Source organism: Aerosakkonema funiforme FACHB-1375 (assembly GCF_014696265.1).
In the GTDB taxonomy this organism is placed as follows: Bacteria; Cyanobacteriota; Cyanobacteriia; order Cyanobacteriales; family Aerosakkonemataceae; genus Aerosakkonema; species Aerosakkonema funiforme_A.
In genome coordinates this window covers 20,130-39,438 of record NZ_JACJPW010000059.1, presented here as the reverse complement: position 1 = coordinate 39,438, position 19,309 = coordinate 20,130, and the positions used below count along the sequence as shown (strand labels likewise).

The following is a 19,309-nucleotide window of genomic DNA, read 5'->3' as shown; positions in this document are numbered from 1 at the left end:
GATAAATGCAGGTTTTCAACCAATAATTAAATTTCCGTACCGTAACCCACCATTACCCTCATCTATGATAAAAATGAACATTTTTCACCATCAACCCGAAATATCTCTAATCACTTACCAATACAAAATCGACTGAATATTCGATCGAGTACCGATTCTGTAACTTCTTCACCAGTAATTTCTCCTAGTGCTTGAATAGCACCGCGCAAGTCAATTGTCCAGAAATCGAGCGGCAATCGATCGGCAATGGTCGCTTGCACTTGCTGGAGGGAAATTTGCGCTCTTGTCAGGGCTTCGGCTTGACGTTGATTGATTGCCAAGTCTAAGTTAGCCGCCAGGATATCGCCAGATTGCACTGCTGCTAAAATCGCTTTTTCTAGGGCATCAATACCTTGGTTGCGGGCAGCAGCGGTGAGGATTTTGGATTTTGGATTTTGCGCGAAGTGGGCGTCTTGGCGGTGACCGTCACGATGCCCACCTTCGCAAGAGAGGATTTTGGATTGCAGAAGTTTTAATTTATCTTCTGCTACTAAATCCATTTTATTGATAACTAAAATGACAGGGCGATGCTGGACTTGTAGGTAGATTTCTTCATCATCAGGCGTCCAACCTGCTTGGGCGTCTACTGTCAGCAATACTAGATCGGCATGAGAAGCAGCATGACGCGATCGCTCTACGCCTATCTTTTCTACCACGTCGGCGGTTTCGCGAATTCCGGCTGTATCCAGGACTTGTATGGGGATGCCACCCACTACCAGATGCGATTCTACAACGTCGCGGGTGGTGCCGGGTAAATCGGTGACGATCGCGCGATCGCTGCGACTCCAAGCGTTCAGCAAGCTGGATTTACCCACATTCGGACGCCCGACAATTGCTACTTTCAATCCGGTACGCAGCAATTCTCCCCTGTCGGCTGTTGCTAAAATGCGAGTTACTTCTGCCAAAACTTGCTCTAGTTGAGCTTTCACGGCTTCTTCATCCAAAGGCGGCAAATCTTCCTCAAAATCGATTCTGGCTTCGATTTCTGCCAATATATCCAAACAAGTAACGCGCAATTGCCGGATCGGTTGCGCTAATTTTCCCTGCAATCCGGCGAGGGCAGTTTGGGCAGCTTGGGGCGATTTAGCGCCCACCAAATCGGCGATACTTTCTGCCTGAGTTAGATCCAAACGCCCGTTTAAGAAGGCGCGAAGGGTAAATTCTCCCGGTTGTGCTAATCTGGCACCTTGTTCTACGCACAGCTGCAATACTTGCTGCACGGCGATGATGCCACCGTGACAGTGGAACTCTACCACATCTTCGCGGGTGTAGGAGCGTGGTGCTTTCATGATTAGCAACAAAGCTTCGTCCACTAGCTGCTGCGTTTGCGGATGGCGGATGTAACCGTAGAGGATGCGGTGAGTTTCCCACGGTTGACTCCCTGGCGCGTGGAAGAGGGCGCGTGCGATCGCGATTGCTTGAGTACCTGACACTCGCACAATACCGACGCTGCCCTGCTGGGGGACAATTGCTGTGGCGATCGCTGCGATCGTTGTGCCTGCGATCGATGTCTGGGACATTCTACTTGCTTAACTTGCGACTGGTACTCTATTGGCTAGGGTAGCAGCCCCTGGTTGTTAAGTGCGATCGATCGGACGATTCCCAAGCTTTTATTTTTTGCCTTTGACGCCGTTCGTAATTTCTTCCTTCACCAGCATCAATTCGTATAATTCGCCCAGCGTATAAGTCTTGCCCGTCTCAGGATTTTGCGGTTCCAAAGCTACCCGTAACGTTTCTAGGGTGTCAGCCTGGATTTTAGTGACAAACCCATTCTCAATGCTATTGGCTGTACTGGCTGGCAAACGGCAATAAGCCTGCAATTCTTGGAGACTCCAGCCTTTTGCTTCTCTGGCGTTACGAAGGATCTCTCCTACACGCAGGACTCCCTGAGAGTTGAATCGATATCGACTTGAACTTTGCCTCACTTGACTTTTGCCCACAGTCTCTAACTAAATTAAAGTAGGGTTATTTAACTTATTTATTCATTTTAGGTCACTGAGGCATTTACGTTATACAGCATACTGTATAAAATATATTTTTAAGGCTCCCAAGTGCAATCTTGCAGTGCAATTGAGCAGACAATACCAATTTTCTACCTTTTTCCTTTGACGCCGTTTAGTATTTCTTCCTTAACCAGCATCAATTCATACAATTCCCCTAGTGTATAGGTTCTACCTGTATGGGGATTTTGCGGTTCTAGGGCTACTCGCAAGGTTTCCAGCGTATCGGCGTGAATTTTTGTTACACACCCATTTTCAATGTCACTGGATGTGCTTGGTGGAAGTCCACAATAATTCTGCAACTCTTGGAGACTCCAGCACTTGGTTTCTCTGGCACCGCGAAGAATCTCTCCAACGCGCAGGATTCCCTCACGGTTGAATCGATAACGACCTGAATTTTGTTTCACTCTTCGCTCGCTCCCAGTTTTAACCTTAATCGATATAGGGGTATCTAAACTTAGTTTATACATTACATTCTATGTCAAAAGTATTGCCTTTTTTTACGCTATGGCGTATAATTAAAATAATTCGCTCTAGCAGAGAAGATGAAGCGAATAAAGATAAAGGCCACAAGGAAAAGGGAGATCGTGATGTCCCGCAAAAGCCAAAGCTTGATTGCGGCTGGGAAAATAAAGCCGATCGAATGGAACATATCTAAGGAGGAAGCAGCCCAAGCACTCAGCAACTTCGGCGTTCCCGTCAGAGAAGTGAAGAAAGTGACCTGCCTGAAGCATCAAGTGTGCGTGTCGTACTGGGATATGGATGGTAAGGTCTGCTGTTCCTTTTTTAGCTATCGCATTTTTGCACGCTGGCAGAAAGCAGTCGAACAGCTAATCCAGAATTGCCACACCTTTGGGGAATGGGACAGATTGGGGGATGTTATCCAGTATGATTTGCTGCGGTTCCGCTATCCGGTAGAGATGGCTAATAAAATTTGGGATATGTTGAAAAACCGCTGCTATCAAATCAGGACAGATCTACAAATGGCGGATGCTTTAGCCGTGTGAGTTTGAGGGTTATTTTAGCCCATCAAAGGACTACCGTGGTGATGGATTAAATACCATTTTCCACCCATAAACTCAAATATATTGGTAGCGGTTGATTTGGCTTGGACTTTTCGACCAGAGTTTACTTGCAAAACATTTTCTACCAGGATGACGTAACCGATATTGTTGCGAACCTCTGTGGTGACAATATTTGTGTCAATTTCTAAGTATTGAGTGTTTTTAAATATAGTTTGCCAAGCAGAGCGAATCTCTTTCCATCCTTTGAGCGCCTTGCGTCCGGGGTGAATGCAAACTGTGGCAATTCCCTGCGACCAAACGGCACTCATAGCTTCCATGTCTTTTTTCTCAAAAGCTCGATAAAAAGCTTCGTTGGCTGCTAATACTTCAGTACGTTCATCTGTCATTTTTTACCTTTCCTAAAAATTTACGCATTTTAGTAATAATATGTTATTATTACACATTTCGTTGGAAAAATTGCCAGCAACCCAGGTTTCTGGCCGAGTCAGTAAGTTTTGTTAAATCAACAAGTATTTTTTTATACAAATATCCGAAGGTTGGGAAACTACTACTTTTGTAATAGCGAAATCTATCCAAATTAAGACTATTGAAAGATTAGAAGTAATTAGCGTTCAACTATAACTCTAACTAAGTCGCTGTTTGGACAAATTTGTGGCATAACATTTGAGAACTTGCCGCGCTTCATAAAGCATCTTAAAGACGTTAAAGCCTAAAACGATAAGCGATCGCACTAGCAACAAACAACAAAGGAAAAAACAATGAAAGCAGTTTGCTGGCAAGGCAACAATAAAGTGGGAGTCGAAACCGTACCCGATCCCAAAATCATCAATCCCCGTGATGCCATCGTTAAAATCACAACAACGGCGATTTGCGGTTCCGATCTGCATCTTTATGACGGCTACATCCCCACGATGGAACAAGGGGACATCTTGGGGCACGAATTCATGGGGGAAGTCGTTGAACTGGGCAGTGAAGTCAAGAATGTCAAAATAGGCGATCGCGTAGTCGTTCCCTTTCCCATTGCCTGCGGTGGCTGTTTCTTCTGTCAACGGCAATTAACGTCTCTGTGCGATAACACCAACCCCAACGCCTGGATAGCGGAAAAAATCATGGGTTATTCCCCATCCGGTATTTTCGGCTACTCCCATATGTTGGGCGGCTACGCGGGAGGTCAAGCGGAATACGCTCGCGTTCCCTTTGCCGATGTGGGATTGTTCAAGATTCCGGATGGATTGACAGACGAACAAGTCGTGTTTCTGACTGATATCTTCCCTACCGGATATATGGCAGCAGAAAACTGCAATATTCAGCCCGGTGATACTGTCGCCATCTGGGGCTGTGGGCCAGTAGGCCAATTCGCCATTAGAAGCGCTTATGTGCTGGGTGCCGAACGAGTCATTGCGATCGATCGCGTTCCCGAACGTTTGCAAATGGCGAAAAACAGCGGGGCAGAAGTTCTCAACTTTGAGGAAATCGATGTTGGTGAAGCCCTCAAAGAAATGACGGGCGGTCGCGGTCCCGATGCAGTGATGGATGCAGTGGGAATGGAAGCTCACGGTTTGGGGCTAGAAGGATTGTACGATAAAGCCAAACAAGCCGTGCGATTGGAGACCGATCGCCCTCACGTTCTCAGACAAGCGATCGTCGCCTGCCGCAAAGGTGGTACTGTATCAATTCCCGGCGTTTATGGCGGCTTTATCGACAAAGTGCCGATGGGTGCTGCGATGAACAAAGGCTTGACCTTTAAAATGGGACAAACCCACGTTCATCGGTATTTGCGTCCGTTACTCGATCTCATCCAAAGTGGTAAGATCGACCCATCTTTTGTGATTACCCATCGTCTACCGCTAGACCAAGCACCGCACGGCTACGAAATTTTCAAGCACAAACAGGACAACTGCATCAAAATTGTACTCAAACCTTAAGGGGATTGAGCCGAGATTTGTTTCAATAGGTGTTTTTTCAAAGCTAGACGATCGCTCCTGCAAAGCGATCGTCTAAACTTTTTGTAAGGCGGAACCTACACTCTTTAGCTGCCGTCGCCACTATTGGTTAGCTCTTTCGGTTTGATGTTGAAGAATGTTCGTATTTCTTAGAGATTTTGGGATGGTGGCTGACGGCAAGGTAATTTAATTATTGGTTTTGATGCTGAAGTTATCGCCCGTGCCGTCCCCCACCCTACGATTAAATAATCTAAACCTTTGATGATAGGCATTTCTTCCCCTAGACCCTAACCCCTAACCCCTAACCCCGACGCCCTAGCTATATTTATGCACTTCATCTTTCAAAAAAGAACTGCAATCGACCGGAATTTTACTGCTTTTATTTTGGGTGTAATTTTATCAGTTAGTGGTATTTTTGCGATTTTCGATCGAGATGTTGCTGAATCTGCCACCCTTCCAGAAAACACCAGTGCGATCGGCAAACAAAGAGAGTCGAACCGCAACAGATTGCCTAACTCTGTGGTCAATGCCGTTTTGCGATCGGCATCCCAACGCACGGGGTTGCAAATTTCGCAGCTACGCATTGTTAGTTCCAAACAAATTATGACTGACGGCTGTTTGAATTTGCCCCGTCCGGGGGAAGCTTGCCCGGAAATAGGAATATTTGCTTGGGAGGTGACAGTAGCAGGAGGAAGACAGCGTTTGGTATATCATTCTAACGGTAACGGTTCCCAAATTCGGTTGAATGAAAAAGCCAGCAATATCAGCGATGCCAATTTACCTTCACAAGTTGCCAATGCTGTTTTAAAAGCAGCTGCTCAAGAGTGGAGATTGCCCGTTTCCGCACTCCGCATTGTGAAGGCAGAAAGAACGAATTGGGCTTATGGTTGCGAACGTCCGACTTTTCCCCACCCTTGCGATCCGTTGATGGTAAGTGGCTGGCAAGTAACCGTACAAAGCAGACAAAAACGCAGTATTTATAACACTGATGAAGTGGGAGGTTTGGTGCGGAAACTGACAACAGGAAACCCCATCTAAAAGTAGGGTAAAATCCGCTCATTGTATAGCTGCACAGCCATTTTTACAGGCGTTAAAATAGAGGTAAGTCACTAGAGAATTGCTCAATAAAATGAAACTACAATCATCAGTTTTAGTACATTTAGGATATGGCAAATATGTGCGATCGGATCGAGTGACAGCGATCGTGCCGATTGAAGAAGAACGCGGCCCAGGACGACGCACATTTGTTCATGTGGAAGGAGAAAGCGACCCCTTAGTTGCCTCGCGTGCGGAAGACAGTATTGTGCGGGACTTGGTACAAGAACCGCATGAGGTTACCCAATCTCGCCAGCAGCAAGAAATCCTCCAAGATTTATTAGTAGATTTGGCTAACGTCAACCCAACTGTGCGCCGCATTACCCGCGACGAAGGGAGTTTGGATATCGATCGTCTAGAACGCCGCATCCGCCAAGTTCTGGAAGCATAGTATACTTAGGGGCTAGGGGTTAGGGGTTAGGGGTTAGGGAAGAGGGAAGAGGGAAGAGGGAAGAGGGAAGAGGGAAGAGGGAGAGGAAAAAGGGAAAATATTAATTCTTCCACTCCCCCGCTCCCCCGCTCCCCCGCTCTTCCCTAACCCCTAATAGGGTAGACGCCGCAACAGCACGATCGATCGCCCCGTCACAGGTACAGCTTTACCATCTGTGAAAATAGGGCCGTCTTCGATAAAATCAGACTCCTTAGTATCGATGACAACTTGCCACTCTCTGTTTTCTATCCCCTCCGGTAACTGAAATTCGATCGTTTCCCAGTAGGCATTAAAGAACAACAGAAAGCTTTCATCCATGATGCGCTGACCTTGCGGCCCAACTCTGGGAATTTCCTCACCGTTCAAAAAAACACCAATTGACTTAGCAAAACCATCATTCCACTGTTCGTCACTCATCTCGCTACCATCGGGATTGAACCAGACAATATCGCTGATAGTCCTACCGTGGATGGGTCTGCCTTGAAACCACTTGCGTCGCTGGAATACCGGATGCTTGCGGCGGAAAAAGATCAACTGCCGAACGAAATTTAACAAATCGGCTTTTAGTTTTGGAAATTCCCAATTTATCCAAGAAATTTCATTATCTTGACAATAGGCATTGTTGTTACCCTTTTGGGTGCGTTCCATTTCGTCGCCGTAAAGCAGCATCGGTACGCCTTGGGAGAGGAACAGCGTCACCAAGAAATTGCGCTTTTGTCGTTCCCGCAACGCCAATATTTCCGGGTCATCGGTATCCCCTTCTGCGCCACAATTCCAAGAACGATTGTGACTTTCGCCATCGCAGTTACCTTCTCCGTTCGCTTCGTTGTGCTTTTCGTTGTAACTGACCAAATCGTAGAGAGTAAAGCCATCGTGAGCGGTAATAAAATTGATACTGGCATAAGGACTGCGCCCATTCATCTGGTACAAGTCAGAACTGCCAGTCAAGCGGTAAGCGAATTCTCCTAAACTACCATCCTCACCGCGCCAGAAGTCGCGCATGACATCCCGATACCTGCCATTCCACTCCGACCACAGCAGGGGGAAGTTACCGACTTGATAGCCGCCTTCTCCCACGTCCCAAGGTTCGGCAATCAGTTTGACATCGGCGAGTACCGGGTCTTGGTGGATGATGGTGAAGAAAGATGCCAAACTATCCACATAAAATAGTTCGCGTGCCAGTGCGGAGGCAAGGTCAAACCGGAATCCATCGACGTGACATTCCAATACCCAGTAGCGCAGACTATCCATGATTAATTTCAAGATTTGTGGATGTCCGACGTTGAGGGTATTGCCGCATCCGGTAAAATCCATGTAGTAGCGGCGATCGTCTGGCGAGAGTTGATAGTAAGCGGCGTTATCTATACCGCGAAACGATAAGGTAGGGCCTTTGTGATTGCCTTCGCCGGTGTGGTTGTAAACGACATCCAAAATAACTTCAATTCCGGCTTTGTGCAGCGCTTTCACCATTTCCTTAAATTCCCGTACCTGACCCCCCGGAGTTTGATCGGAACTGTAACCGGAGTAGGGGGCAAAGTAATTGATGGAATCGTAACCCCAGTAATTTTTCAGTCCTTTATCAAGCAGATGTCCGGGATAGCTGAGGAAGTGATGCACCGGCATCAGTTCTACTGCTGTAATTCCTAATGATTGAAGGTGGGCGATACTGGCGGGATGGGCGAGTCCGGCATATGTACCCCGCAGTTCTTCTGGCATATTCGGTTGGAGTTGGGTGAAGCCTTTGACGTGGACTTCGTAAATAATAGTTTCGTGGAAGGGAGTTCGCAGGAGTGTATCGCCTTCCCAATCAAAAGATTCGTCGATAACAACCGATTTCGGGATGAGGTGGGCGCTATCCAATTCGCTGAAAGATAGGTCTTCTGCTGGGTCTTCCCAAGAGTAGCCAAACAGTTCTGGCCCACTGACGACATCGCCATCTATGGCTTTTGCATAAGGGTCGATCAAAAGTTTGTTGGGGTTGAAGCGATGACCTTGCGATGGATCGTAGGGGCCATGCACTCGGAAGCCATAACGTTGTCCCGGCGCTACTCCGGGTATGTAGCAGTGCCAAACGCGGTTGTCATATTCATTCAGAGGGATGCGTTTCTCGTTACCATCTTTGTCAAATAAACAAACTTCTACAGCTGTGGCGTTTTCGGTGAATAAGGCGAAATTTGTTCCTTTGCCATCCCAAAAGGAACCTAAAGGATATACATTTCCAGGCCAGACTTCTAGGTGCATATTTGTAAACTCACTCAAAAATGATAGTCAGATAGAATCAGCTAGCGCATGAGAAATTGGCAATTTCATATTTGAGATTTTGAATGGAAGAAAGCACTGGCAATCTAGAATCTCAAGTTTGAAATTGGCGATTTTGTTAAGGACAAAGAAGTGCGATTTCAGACGAAGGGCTAGTATCCTAAATGGGACAATACATTTGCAGGAGGCTTTCTAGCAGTGACACTTGCAGAAGTCCTGTAAGTTTTTGTTCTAACGATTAGTTGAGCTTAATTTAACTGTTAATATATTTTTTAAGCTTCTATCGTAAGAAGTAGTTATGTGAAGCAAAGCTGTAAGTCAGAATTTAGAAGTGGAATGGCGCTAAGTTTAGCTGGGACAGGACACTCCGCCTCGCCGATCGGCTTATCTTAGTGCCATTCATTTATAAGCGATCGAGCGCAATCAGGTTACCTTGTCAAGAGAAAGAGAGAGGATTTTTCGGTGTTTAATCTTCAGGGCTGCTGCGAAATACCAAATCCAGGTTAGCTACCCGCCTTTTCTGCCTAGATGTTGCATTCTCCGACTCCCCCACTCTCCACTCTCTCCTTTAAATAATAGGAGTACTCAACCCGGATTTGGTATAAGTCCTAATCTTGTTTCGATCGCTCGTTCTTAAAGAAGACAACACCCAAGGGTGGTAGAATCAGATTGAGAGAATAGGGTCGTCCGTGACAGGGAATTTCCTGTGCTTCTTGACCGCCGAAGTTACCGACACCGCTACCGCCGTATTCCCCAGCATCGCTGTTGAGCAATTCTTTCCAGTAGCCATCTGTGGGAACGCCAATTCGGTAATTGTAACGAGGTATGGGAGTAAAATTGCACACTACCAAGACGATCGATTTTGGCGATTTTGGATCGGCAGATGCTTCTGATTCTTCTGTTTGCAACGCCCAACTTCCTTTCCGAATTAAGCTGACAACGCTATTTTCCGAGTCGTTGCAATCAATCCATTCAAAACCGTTAGGGTCGCAATCGAGTTCGTGAAGTGCCGGTTCTTCTCGGTAAATTTTGTTCAAGTCAGCCACCCATTTTTGCAAACCGGCGTGGGTGGGATAACCTAACAAATGCCAATCTAAGCTGGTGTCGTGGTTCCATTCGCTCCACTGACCGATTTCGCCACCCATAAATAGTAGCTTTTTGGCGGTGGAGGCGTACATATAAGCGAAGAGCGATCGCAAATTCGCAAATTGCTGCCAATAGTCTCCCGGCATTTTACCAATTAGCGACCCTTTGCCGTGTACGACTTCATCGTGAGAAAGCGGTAAGATGAAGTTTTCGTTGTACGCATACAGCATTCTGAAAGTAAGCAGGCGGTGATGATATCTGCGGTGGATGGGGTCTTGACTCATGTAGCTGAGGGTGTCGTGCATCCATCCCATGTCCCACTTGTAACCGAATCCCAAACCGCCTAAATAGCTGGGACGAGATACCATCGACCAAGAGGTTGATTCTTCCGCTATAGTCATGACATCGGGGAAGCGATCGTAAATTGCTTCGTTGAAGCGACGGATGAAAGCAATTGCTTCCAAATTTTCATGTCCGCCGTATTGATTTGCTACCCATTCGCCGTGTTTGCGAGAATAATCCAGGTAAAGCATGGAAGCTACCGCATCGACTCGCAATCCATCAATGTGGCATTTTTCCAACCAAAAGAATGCACTGCCGATCAGAAAACTTTTGACTTCGTTGCGTCCGTAATTGAAGATAGCACTATTCCAATCCGGGTGATATCCTTGACGCGGATCGGCGTGTTCGTAGAGGTGCGTGCCATCAAAATAGGATAGGGCAAATAGGTCTGTAGGGAAATGAGAAGGCACCCAATCTAAGATAACGCCGATATCGTTCTGGTGCAAATAATCCACCAGATACATGAAGTCTTGCAGAGTTCCGTAACGACTGGTGGGGGCGAAGTAACCTGTAGCTTGGTAGCCCCAAGAAGCGAAGAATGGATGTTCTGTGATGGGGAGAAATTCTACGTGAGTGAAGCCCATTTTTTGCAAGTATTCTGTCAGTTTGGGGGCAAGTTCTCGATAGGAGAGAGAACGATTTCCATCTTCCGGTACTCGCATCCAAGAACCGATGTGCATTTCGTAAATGGAAATGGGGGCATTGAGGGTATTGCGTTTGCCGCGCTTTGCCATCCATTCGCGATCGTTCCAAGTATATTCGCTATCCCAAACGACAGAGGCGGTTTTGGGAGGTATCTCGTAAGCAAGCGCCATAGGGTCTGCTTTTTCTACCTCATAACCGCTGCGGGAAACGATGTGGTACTTGTAAACATCTCCTTTTTTGACGCCGGGAATAAAGCCTTCCCAAATTCCTGTTAGTCCTCTTGCTTTCAGCGGATTGCGATCGCGACCCCAACCGTTAAAATCACCTTTTACGGTGACATAAACGGCGTTGGGAGCCCAAACTGCGAAGTAGGTTCCCTGTACATTGTTGTGCGTCATTGGGTGAGAACCCAATTTTTCATACAAGTTGAAGTGAGAGCCTTCGTTGAATAGATAAACGTCATCTTCGGTGAATAATGTCAGGTCGGTGCCGATTCCTAATTGAGTTGCGACCATGTTTTACCTCATCGCGATCTTTTGAGTAATTCCATTTTGCATTACGCTTATAGGGTCGGTTCGCTTTTATTTGCAAATGGCGATCGCTTTCTTTCAAAAGTAGTATTTATTCTATTTTTTAATCAAAATTCGAGTATATTTTTAGTTAGTTTCGCAGAACTTCTAGTATGTGGCAGCAAAAATACATCCCGCTTAAGGAGGAATGTATATTTTACCAAGTAAAAAATTATAAAAATATGTTAAATAAATTTAATAAAGATCGAGTATTAGCTTTTTTCACGACACTACGGGGTAATACCCCTCTCCCTTAACTAACTGCATCGGTTATAAACTAAAAAAATCTACCTTAAGACACAAGAGAAATCACTCTGAAATAGGTAATACTCGCACGAGAATGGGTTTTCGTAAAAGCTAACAGCAAAGACTTTCTACAGCAATATAAAGGAATGTTATGGTATCAACCCCGCCGTCTCAACGTTCGACCGTTCAATATGAGGTAGGAGATCAATACAAAGAAATTGATACTCTAGTAACCGAACAGAAAACAGAAACCGATATAGATTTGGAGTTTCTGTATACTAGAGACATTGAATTTCGCCAAGAAACTATTTATTTCATAGTTGTCGATCGCTTCCATGATGGCGATCCGGAAAACAGCGAAGGGCCAAACCCAGAACTTTACGACCCAGAAGGACAAGATTGGGGAAAATATTGGGGTGGAGACTTACAGGGAATTATCGACAAACTCGATTATTTAAAGAGCTTGGGAGTCACGGCGATATGGCTGACTCCCCTGTTCGAGCAAGTGGAAGCATTATTTGTGAATAGCGCCGCCATTCACGGCTACTGGATTAAAGACTTTAAGCGAATTAATCCTCGCTTTATCAAAAAGGGTGAAGATCCTTCTTTGAACAAAACCCAAGAAAGCAAGGAAACAACTTTTGACAGGTTGATTGCTGAATTGCACAAACGCAAAATGAAATTTATTCTTGATATTGTGTGTAACCACAGCAATCCGGATTTTAGCGGTAAGAAGGGCGAACTTTACGACGATGGTGTAAAGATTGCCGATTTCAACGATGATAAAAATGGTTGGTATCACCACTATGGTGAAGTAACTAACTGGGAAGATGAATGGCAGGTGCAAAACTGCGAATTGGCAGGTTTGGCAACCTTCAACGAAAACAATCCCGATTATCGAAACTACATCAAATCGTCGATTAAGCAATGGCTCGATCGAGGTGTCGATGCTTTGCGGGTGGATACGGTTAAACATATGCCGATTTGGTTTTGGCAGGAGTTTAACGCCGATATCCAAAACCACAAACCCGATATTTTTGTGTTTGGGGAGTGGATTTATAACGACCCCAGAAATGAGCGATCGCTCGAATTTGCCAACTGCTCTGGGATGACAATTCTCGATTTTGGTCTTTGCGTAGCGATTCGGGCAGCTTTGGCTCAAGGAGCAGAAGGAGGATTTCATCTCATACAAGATGTCCTGAGTATGGATTCTCGCTACAACGGGGCAACCGAGTTAATTACCTTTATCGATAATCACGATATGCCTCGGTTTCAGTCGCTGAATCCCGATCCGGATATGCTGCGGTTGGCAATAGATTTGATTATGACAAGTCGCGGTATTCCTTGCATTTATTACGGCACGGAACAGTATCTCCACAACGATACAAATGGCGGCAACGATCCTTACAATCGCCCGATGATGCAAAATTGGGATATGGAAACGCCTGTCTATCGGGATGTACGGTTGCTGTCAGGTTTGCGGCGATTGAATCCGGCAATTTCTCTGGGGAGTCAGTGGCAAAAATATCTCACTCCCGATGTTTATTGTTACGTGCGACGTTATCGCGAAAACCGCTGTTTTGTGGCGATGAATAAGGGCGAACCTGTCACAATTGAATCTGTGCATACAGATTTGCCCGATGGAGAGCATACCGATGTTTTATCGCGGCGCAAGTTTGAAGTTAAAGATGGCTGTTTGTATGACTTGCATCTAGAGTCGAAGGAAGTGATTATTATCAGTCACGTTGCAGAACGAGTCAAAGGACAAACGATCGTCCGGGTGCAACTCAATGGCGTCAATACTCAACCGGGTGAAAGGATTATCGTCATCGGTGATTGTCCTGAGTTAGGCAACTGGGATATCGCCAAAGGTTTCGAGTTGGAATATATCAACGAAAACACTTGGTTTGGCGAAATTGCTTTTAATGAAAGTGCCGGAAAACTAATTTCTTACAAGTACGCGATGTTGCGCGAAGGTACATCGCCATTGCGAGAAAATGTTGTCGGTCGTCGCTGGTTTGTCGCCAGTGAAGGCACAGTCAAATGGCGCGATGCTTGGGCTTGGTAATAGTAGGGTGGGCAATGCCCACCTTCCTTAGAAAATCCAAAATCTAAAATCCTCTCTTGCGAAGGTGGGCATCGTGACGGTCACCGCCAAGACGCCCACTTCGCGCAAAAGTTTTATCTCAGTCATTTTTCTGTTTTAATGGCAAGTTATTGTAGAGATGTTTCATGAAAGCTTTTTACGATGTTATTATAATGTCAAATTTCCACTGTAAAAATTGCTCCTTTGGGCTGATTGCTTTCTACGAAAATGCGACCGCCATGCGCTTCTACTACCAATTTACAAAATGATAAGCCCAAGCCAGTTTGAGCTACTCCTTTAGCTAATTCTCCCACTTCGTATTTTTCAAATATGGACTGACGCAATTCTTCATTAACTCCCTTGCCCCCATCTTTCACCTGAATTTGCAATTTATCTGCCGAGAGATAATCAATTTTTAGTTCAACTTGAGCTTTTGAGGGAGAAAATTTGATTGCGTTGGAGAGGAGGTTATCGATAACTCGTCGGATCAGAGAATCATCCAAGTGAAATGTTTTTCCCGGTTTTGGCAGGTGAGCAATTAGTTTTATTTGATTCTGATTAGCAATTTGTTGAAATTCAGAAATAACATCTTTAGCGATATCGTATAAATCTACTTCTGTGCAGTTAAGTACCAGTTTACCTGCATCGAGTTTCGCCATGATTAATAAGTTATCGATGAGGAACTTTAAACGTTGTCCGGAACTAACAATTCGATCTATTCTTTTCTTTTGTTTTAGATCGAGATCGGCCATTGACAAAATATCGCAAGCAAACAAAATACTTGCTAAAGGATTGCGAAGGTCGTGAACGATCGCATATGCCATATCTTCTCTTAATTGCAGAGATGCTTCTTTAACTTGCAGCAATTCTTGCAGCATATCGTATTGATGTTTAATCCGCAGCATAGAACGAACTCTGGCTCGCAGTTCTATGCCACTGACCGGTTTGCTAATGAAGTCATCCGCACCCATTTCTAAACCTTTCGCTAAGTCTTCTTTCGCAGTTAATGCTGTCACCATGAGGATGGGGATATGCTGCCATTTGGGATTTGCTTTAATTGTGCGGCAAACTTCAAATCCATTGCATACAGGCATCATAACGTCAAGCAATATGACATCGGCCTGCTGCGCTTCCAGTTGACGAATTGCTTCGTCACCGCTGGCAGCGTAACGAAGATCGTATCCTTCTTTAAAGAGCAATATTTCGATAACATCAAAGTTATTTTGCTCATCATCTACTACTATTATAGATGCGGGTTTTTTCATGGCTATCTTACTCTATTGTGACATCTGGATAAACAAATTTATCGATGAGGTTTTTCAAATTTTTTAATCTCACAGGTTTAGTTAAATATTCATTTGCGCCGACACTTAAGCATTTTTCTTTGTCTCCTGGCATGGCTAAGGCAGTTAAGGCAATGATGGGAGTATTTATACCCTCATTACGAATCATTTGAATCGCTGTTAATCCATCTACTTGTGGCATTTGAATATCCATAAGAATCAATTGAGGTTGAAGTTTTCTGGTTAAATTAAAGCCATCTAAGCCATTACGAGCGACCGCAAATTGATAGCCTTCTTCTTGGAAATAATTAACAAATGTTTCGATATTCTCTTCGTTATCTTCTACCAACAAAAGCAAAGGAGATAGAGATTTTTTGGCGGTTAAACCAGTCTTAATAATTTCTGAGTTTCGCTCAGAATCGTTTCTCGGTAATATAGATAAAGCTCGATCGAGCTTGAGATTGCCTTGGTACGGTAACAAAACTGTAAATTCGCTACCTCGACCGAGTTCGCTGACTACAGAAACTTGGCCACCGTGCATTTCCACAATGCGCCGCACTAAAGCTAAACCCAAGCCGGTACCGGCGTATTGACGGTTCAATTTGCTGTCAATTTGAACAAAGGATTGAAAAAGTTTGCCAATGTCTTCTTCGGCAATGCCAATGCCAGTATCTTTTACCTTAAAAGATATCGTTTGCGTAGTTTGGCTGGTATAAACTTCTAGGGTTACTTGACCGCGATCTGGAGTAAATTTTACGGCATTGGTGAGCAAATTGATCAGGGCTTGGCGCATTCGCCGATCGTCTACCGGAATTTCATCGATATCGCCCGTAATTTCGGTAATTAATTTAATATTTTTTTGCTGGGCTAGTTGGCGCACAAAAGCTATACTAGAATCGCACAAATTCCGGATAGGCACTCTTGTAATTTGCAATTCGAGTTGGCCTGATTCTATTTTAGAAAGGTCGAGAATATCTTGGATCAAATCTAACAGATGTTGACCGCTTTTTTCAAGCATAACAATCGCTTTTCGCTGTCGGTCTGTCAAAGAACCGTAAACTTCATCTAACAATCCTTCCGACATTCCTAAAATCACATTGAGAGGAGTTCGCAATTCGTGACTCATGTTAGCCAGAAATTCATCTTTGAGGCGAGTTGCACGAGCTAATTGGCTATTGAGGAGCGCTAAATTTTTATTGCTTTCCTCCAATTCCTTTTTGATTTTCCTTTGTTCTGCTAAAGATCGTTCTCTTTCTGCCAATTCAAATTGCACTTGTTGGTATAGTTCCGATTGCTGAATGGCGATCGCTAATTGCTCTGCCAGTTGCTTCATTAATTCTTTTTCCCAAGTTTCCCATTCGCGAACATAAGCACACTGGTGGACAACTAACAAACCCCATAAATTTTGTTGTTTAATAATGGGAATACACAGTTGGGAAAGCACTTGCAGCGTTTTTATGAAATCTTTTAAACAATCACTATATGGCTCTTTTTCTAATTCTGAAATAGCAAATATTTTGCCATTTTTATAGCTTTCATATAGGTATTCTGGAAATAGTTTTTCAGAGTAAGTTTGATTTAAAATTCCAGTCAAACCCGGACTGATACTTTCAGCAATTACTTGACCGCTGCGGTTAGGAAAAACTCGATAAACTAAGACGCGATCGGCTTGCAAAACTTGATGAATTTGCTCTACGGCGGTATTGAGAATCGTTTCTAGGTCTAAGTTTTCCCGAATGCGTTGGGTAATTGTCAAAATCAAGTTTTCGCGTTCGTACTGTTTTTGGAGAGCGATTTCTGCGCGTTTGCGATCGCTAATATCCAACACCACAGCAATTGCTTGATTCGGATCGTCCTCTAACTGCACAGCACCCAACAATACTGGGACGCGGCGACCATCTTTAGTGAGATACTCTTTTTCTTGAGGTACCAGGGAGCCTGTAGACCGAAGTTCTTCGAGTACATATCGATCGGCTTCCGCAAACTCTGGTGGTGCGATCGTATCCCATCGCAATCTACCCGCTTGTAAATCTTCCCTGGTGTAAGCCAGCATTGATAAAAAATGATTGTTTACATCGATAATTTGCCCATCTATACTGACAAAACCAATACCAACTACGTTCGATTCAAACAACCGCCGGAAGCGAGATTCGCTGCGCTGTAAAGCGATTTCTCCTTGCTTGCGCGTTAAAGTAGTAGCGACGTAAGTGGCGATAGTTTTAGCCAATCTAATTTCGTCTTTAGTAAACAGATGATTTGTAGTGTATAAAACGACGATTTTGCCCAGGAAATTATTTTGATAACGCAGTGGAAAACAGGCAGATGCTTTAATTTTTTTATTTGCCTCCGTCTCGTCCATTTCCGGTGTAATTTCCTCCTGCTCTTGACAATTCCAAAGCACCATTTTCTCAGTATTGAGCAGTGCGAAGAAAGATTCAAAATAAGCTGCTATGTGTTTGTTACAACTATCTTTTTGGGCAGCATAAGCTTCATGGCAGAAAATTTGGTTTGCACCTACCCTCATAAGGGTAGCACAAGGCGCTTTGAGAGCTTGTTGTATCCCTTCCAAGCCAATTTGATAGATCTCTTCTAGGGTATTGCCTTTGTTGAGTGCAGCTACTAACTGATAAAGTTTATTCAAACGTTCGATTTGTAAATTCAGCGCTGCTTCTGTTTTTTGATGTTCTGCAATCTCTTGAATAAGATTCTTGTTGACTAAAGTCAGTTCCGCAGTACGTTGAGCAATTCTTTGCTCTAATTCGACGTTGAGTTGTGCTAAGGCGATTTCGGCTTTTCGTCGTTCTGCCAATTCAAATTTTGCTTGCGCTAAGGCGCTAGCTTGTTGAATGGCAATGGCAATTTGTACGCCCAAGCGATCGAGAAAATGCAACTCCCACGTTTTCCAGTTACGGGTATCGGAACATTGATGGGCAATCAGTAACCCCCAAAGATAAGATAATGGTTGGGAATCTAGTGGAATTTCCCCAGCAGTTATTTCCGAAACTTGACGTTGGATCGAAATCGGTACGACCAAATTTGCTTTAACTTCAAATTTTTCTAAAAGCTCAATATGGCAATCGGTTAATCCGGCGGTGTAAATATCTGCGATCGCACGTTTTTTACCCAGGCGGTATTCTACCGCCTTATTTTGCTCAAAGCAAGTATCTTTGATGTCCTCATTCAAAGAACTTTTCCATTGAGGCAACACCGACTCTGCCACAATTTTACCGCTCATATCCGGAGCGAACTGGTAAACTAAAACTCGGTCTGCCTTCAATAGCTGCCGTACTTCCACTACAGTTCGATCCAGCACGTTTTGTATGTCTAATGATTGGCGAATTCGCAGAGAAATTTCTGCAATTAATCGTTCCTGTTCCTGTTGTCTCTCTAATGTAGAAATTAATTCAAATTTTTCAATTATATTGCGAACGCAGCGACAGAGAACTTCTGCTGTTAATTTACCCTTCACGAGATAATCTTGCGCCCCGCTTTTCATCGCTTGGACAGCAATTTCTTCGTTTCCCTGTCCGGTGAGCATAATTATCGGTAACTGGGAACAATTTTTTTGTAACTTCAGTTGCTCGATAAACTCCACTCCATCTGCATCGGGCAGCACAAAATCTAGCAGAATCACATCAGGTAGTTCCTGCTGACAATAGCTCAAACCTTCTGCCACCAATTCAGCTTCTATAAAGCGATATTTATATGTGTTTTCTTTTTCTAAAAAGCGACGATAAGCAGTTCTATCTTCTGCCGCATCATCAATGATTAAAACACTTTTTCGCTCGCTCATTTTTGATTAATACTACTATCTGGTATAATTGCCAATTCAAGCCAATAATGCAAAAAATCTGTGATGGTAAATTTTAATTGTTCTAGCCCCATTGGTTTGAGCATATAACTGTTCGTACCGTTCTGGTAACAATCTCTAACATCCTTGGGATTAGACGAAGAAGTCAGCACCACAACTGGAATAATTTTTAAAGTATAATCGTGCTTGATTTGTTGAATCACATCTCTTCCATCAGTTCCGGGTAAATTCAAATCCATCAAAATTATCGACGGACGGGGTGCCTGTTCCGCATTGGCGTAAGGGCCTTGGCGATAGAGATAGTCAATGGCTTCGTCTCCATCCCGCACCCGATGAATTGGAGCTTTACATAACGATTGTTTTAGCACCCTTTCCAAGGCGGTAAAATCTTCATCGCTATCTTCAACAACTAAAATCATTTTTCTCCCCTTAGCAGATTTAACATTTTGT

General features: G+C 44.3%; 14 protein-coding genes. 5 read left to right on the top strand and 9 right to left on the bottom strand.

Annotated features, from left to right (window positions below):
* Positions 1-110 precede the first annotated feature (110 nt).
* From mnmE to H6G03_RS21620, 3 genes are all read right to left on the bottom strand, one after another.
* The gene (gene mnmE / locus H6G03_RS21630; RefSeq protein WP_190468220.1) at positions 111-1,559 is read right to left on the bottom strand and encodes a tRNA uridine-5-carboxymethylaminomethyl(34) synthesis GTPase MnmE; all 1,449 of its coding nucleotides are present in this window, start codon (positions 1,557-1,559) and stop codon (positions 111-113) included.
* Positions 1,560-1,649: 90 nt separating this feature from the next.
* On the bottom strand, positions 1,650-1,964 hold the full coding sequence (locus H6G03_RS21625; protein ID WP_190468217.1) for a helix-turn-helix domain-containing protein: 315 nt from the start codon (positions 1,962-1,964) through the stop codon (positions 1,650-1,652).
* Positions 1,965-2,131: 167 nt separating this feature from the next.
* The gene (locus tag H6G03_RS21620; RefSeq protein WP_190468214.1) at positions 2,132-2,446 is read right to left on the bottom strand and encodes a helix-turn-helix domain-containing protein; all 315 of its coding nucleotides are present in this window, start codon (positions 2,444-2,446) and stop codon (positions 2,132-2,134) included.
* Between the two features lie 183 nt (positions 2,447-2,629).
* On the opposite strand from H6G03_RS21620, the gene H6G03_RS21615 reads away from it, so the two are divergent.
* Positions 2,630-3,046 (top strand): hypothetical protein, encoded by a 417-nt coding sequence (locus H6G03_RS21615; protein ID WP_190468211.1) that lies wholly within the window; start codon positions 2,630-2,632, stop codon positions 3,044-3,046.
* A 14-nt stretch (positions 3,047-3,060) separates the two neighbouring features.
* Here the strand turns inward: H6G03_RS21615 and H6G03_RS21610 are convergent, their stop codons facing one another.
* Positions 3,061-3,450 carry a nuclear transport factor 2 family protein gene (locus H6G03_RS21610; protein ID WP_190468208.1) on the bottom strand — a complete coding sequence of 130 codons (390 nt, stop codon included), beginning with the start codon at positions 3,448-3,450 and terminating at the stop codon, positions 3,061-3,063.
* A gap of 372 nt (positions 3,451-3,822) precedes the next feature.
* On the opposite strand from H6G03_RS21610, the gene H6G03_RS21605 reads away from it, so the two are divergent.
* The 3 genes from H6G03_RS21605 to H6G03_RS21595 all read left to right on the top strand — a co-directional run bounded on the left by H6G03_RS21605 (position 3,823) and on the right by H6G03_RS21595 (position 6,493).
* Positions 3,823-4,989 (top strand): zinc-dependent alcohol dehydrogenase, encoded by a 1,167-nt coding sequence (locus H6G03_RS21605; protein ID WP_190468204.1) that lies wholly within the window; start codon positions 3,823-3,825, stop codon positions 4,987-4,989.
* Between the two features lie 345 nt (positions 4,990-5,334).
* Positions 5,335-6,045 (top strand): hypothetical protein, encoded by a 711-nt coding sequence (locus H6G03_RS21600; protein WP_190468201.1) that lies wholly within the window; start codon positions 5,335-5,337, stop codon positions 6,043-6,045.
* 91 nt (positions 6,046-6,136) lie between these two features.
* Positions 6,137-6,493 carry a hypothetical protein gene (locus H6G03_RS21595; RefSeq protein ID WP_190468198.1) on the top strand — a complete coding sequence of 119 codons (357 nt, stop codon included), beginning with the start codon at positions 6,137-6,139 and terminating at the stop codon, positions 6,491-6,493.
* A gap of 150 nt (positions 6,494-6,643) precedes the next feature.
* Here H6G03_RS21595 and glgX read toward each other — a convergent pair whose 3' ends face one another.
* Both glgX and glgB read right to left on the bottom strand, forming a co-directional pair.
* Positions 6,644-8,773 (bottom strand): glycogen debranching protein GlgX, encoded by a 2,130-nt coding sequence (gene glgX, locus H6G03_RS21590; RefSeq protein ID WP_190468192.1) that lies wholly within the window; start codon positions 8,771-8,773, stop codon positions 6,644-6,646.
* Positions 8,774-9,399: 626 nt separating this feature from the next.
* Positions 9,400-11,379, bottom strand: coding sequence for a 1,4-alpha-glucan branching protein GlgB (glgB, locus tag H6G03_RS21585; RefSeq protein ID WP_190468188.1), 1,980 nt, complete (start codon positions 11,377-11,379; stop codon positions 9,400-9,402).
* 451 nt (positions 11,380-11,830) lie between these two features.
* On the opposite strand from glgB, the gene H6G03_RS21580 reads away from it, so the two are divergent.
* A complete protein-coding gene (locus H6G03_RS21580; RefSeq protein WP_190468186.1) occupies positions 11,831-13,747 on the top strand; it encodes an alpha-amylase family glycosyl hydrolase in 1,917 nt (638 codons plus the stop codon).
* 194 nt (positions 13,748-13,941) lie between these two features.
* On the opposite strand, the gene H6G03_RS21575 is transcribed toward H6G03_RS21580, so the two are convergent.
* From H6G03_RS21575 to H6G03_RS21565, 3 genes are read right to left on the bottom strand one after another with little or no spacing between them, the layout of a single operon-like run.
* Positions 13,942-15,030, bottom strand: coding sequence for a hybrid sensor histidine kinase/response regulator (locus tag H6G03_RS21575; protein WP_190468183.1), 1,089 nt, complete (start codon positions 15,028-15,030; stop codon positions 13,942-13,944).
* 7 nt (positions 15,031-15,037) lie between these two features.
* Entirely contained in the window at positions 15,038-18,841 is a 3,804-nt protein-coding gene (locus tag H6G03_RS21570) for a response regulator (protein WP_190468180.1), read from the bottom strand.
* Positions 18,838-19,278: a response regulator gene (locus tag H6G03_RS21565; RefSeq protein ID WP_190468177.1), complete on the bottom strand. Its 441-nt coding sequence runs from the start codon at positions 19,276-19,278 to the stop codon at positions 18,838-18,840. Before H6G03_RS21565 ends, H6G03_RS21570 begins: the two co-directional genes overlap by 4 nt.
* Between the last annotated feature and the right edge of the window lie 31 nt (positions 19,279-19,309).

What these genes read in the sequence shown, in the direction of transcription:
- H6G03_RS21575 (WP_190468183.1), bottom strand. Translation starts at nt 15,030, where the DNA reads ATGAAAAAACCCGCATCTATAATAGTAGTAGATGATGAGCAAAATAAC.
- H6G03_RS21565 (WP_190468177.1), bottom strand. Translation starts at nt 19,278, where the DNA reads ATGATTTTAGTTGTTGAAGATAGCGATGAAGATTTTACCGCCTTGGAA.
- H6G03_RS21580 (WP_190468186.1), top strand. Translation starts at nt 11,831, where the DNA reads ATGGTATCAACCCCGCCGTCTCAACGTTCGACCGTTCAATATGAGGTA.
- H6G03_RS21595 (WP_190468198.1), top strand. Translation starts at nt 6,137, where the DNA reads ATGAAACTACAATCATCAGTTTTAGTACATTTAGGATATGGCAAATAT.
- mnmE (WP_190468220.1), bottom strand. Translation starts at nt 1,559, where the DNA reads ATGTCCCAGACATCGATCGCAGGCACAACGATCGCAGCGATCGCCACA.
- H6G03_RS21615 (WP_190468211.1), top strand. Translation starts at nt 2,630, where the DNA reads ATGTCCCGCAAAAGCCAAAGCTTGATTGCGGCTGGGAAAATAAAGCCG.
- H6G03_RS21570 (WP_190468180.1), bottom strand. Translation starts at nt 18,841, where the DNA reads ATGAGCGAGCGAAAAAGTGTTTTAATCATTGATGATGCGGCAGAAGAT.
- H6G03_RS21600 (WP_190468201.1), top strand. Translation starts at nt 5,335, where the DNA reads ATGCACTTCATCTTTCAAAAAAGAACTGCAATCGACCGGAATTTTACT.
- H6G03_RS21605 (WP_190468204.1), top strand. Translation starts at nt 3,823, where the DNA reads ATGAAAGCAGTTTGCTGGCAAGGCAACAATAAAGTGGGAGTCGAAACC.
- glgX (WP_190468192.1), bottom strand. Translation starts at nt 8,773, where the DNA reads ATGCACCTAGAAGTCTGGCCTGGAAATGTATATCCTTTAGGTTCCTTT.
- glgB (WP_190468188.1), bottom strand. Translation starts at nt 11,379, where the DNA reads ATGGTCGCAACTCAATTAGGAATCGGCACCGACCTGACATTATTCACC.
- H6G03_RS21610 (WP_190468208.1), bottom strand. Translation starts at nt 3,450, where the DNA reads ATGACAGATGAACGTACTGAAGTATTAGCAGCCAACGAAGCTTTTTAT.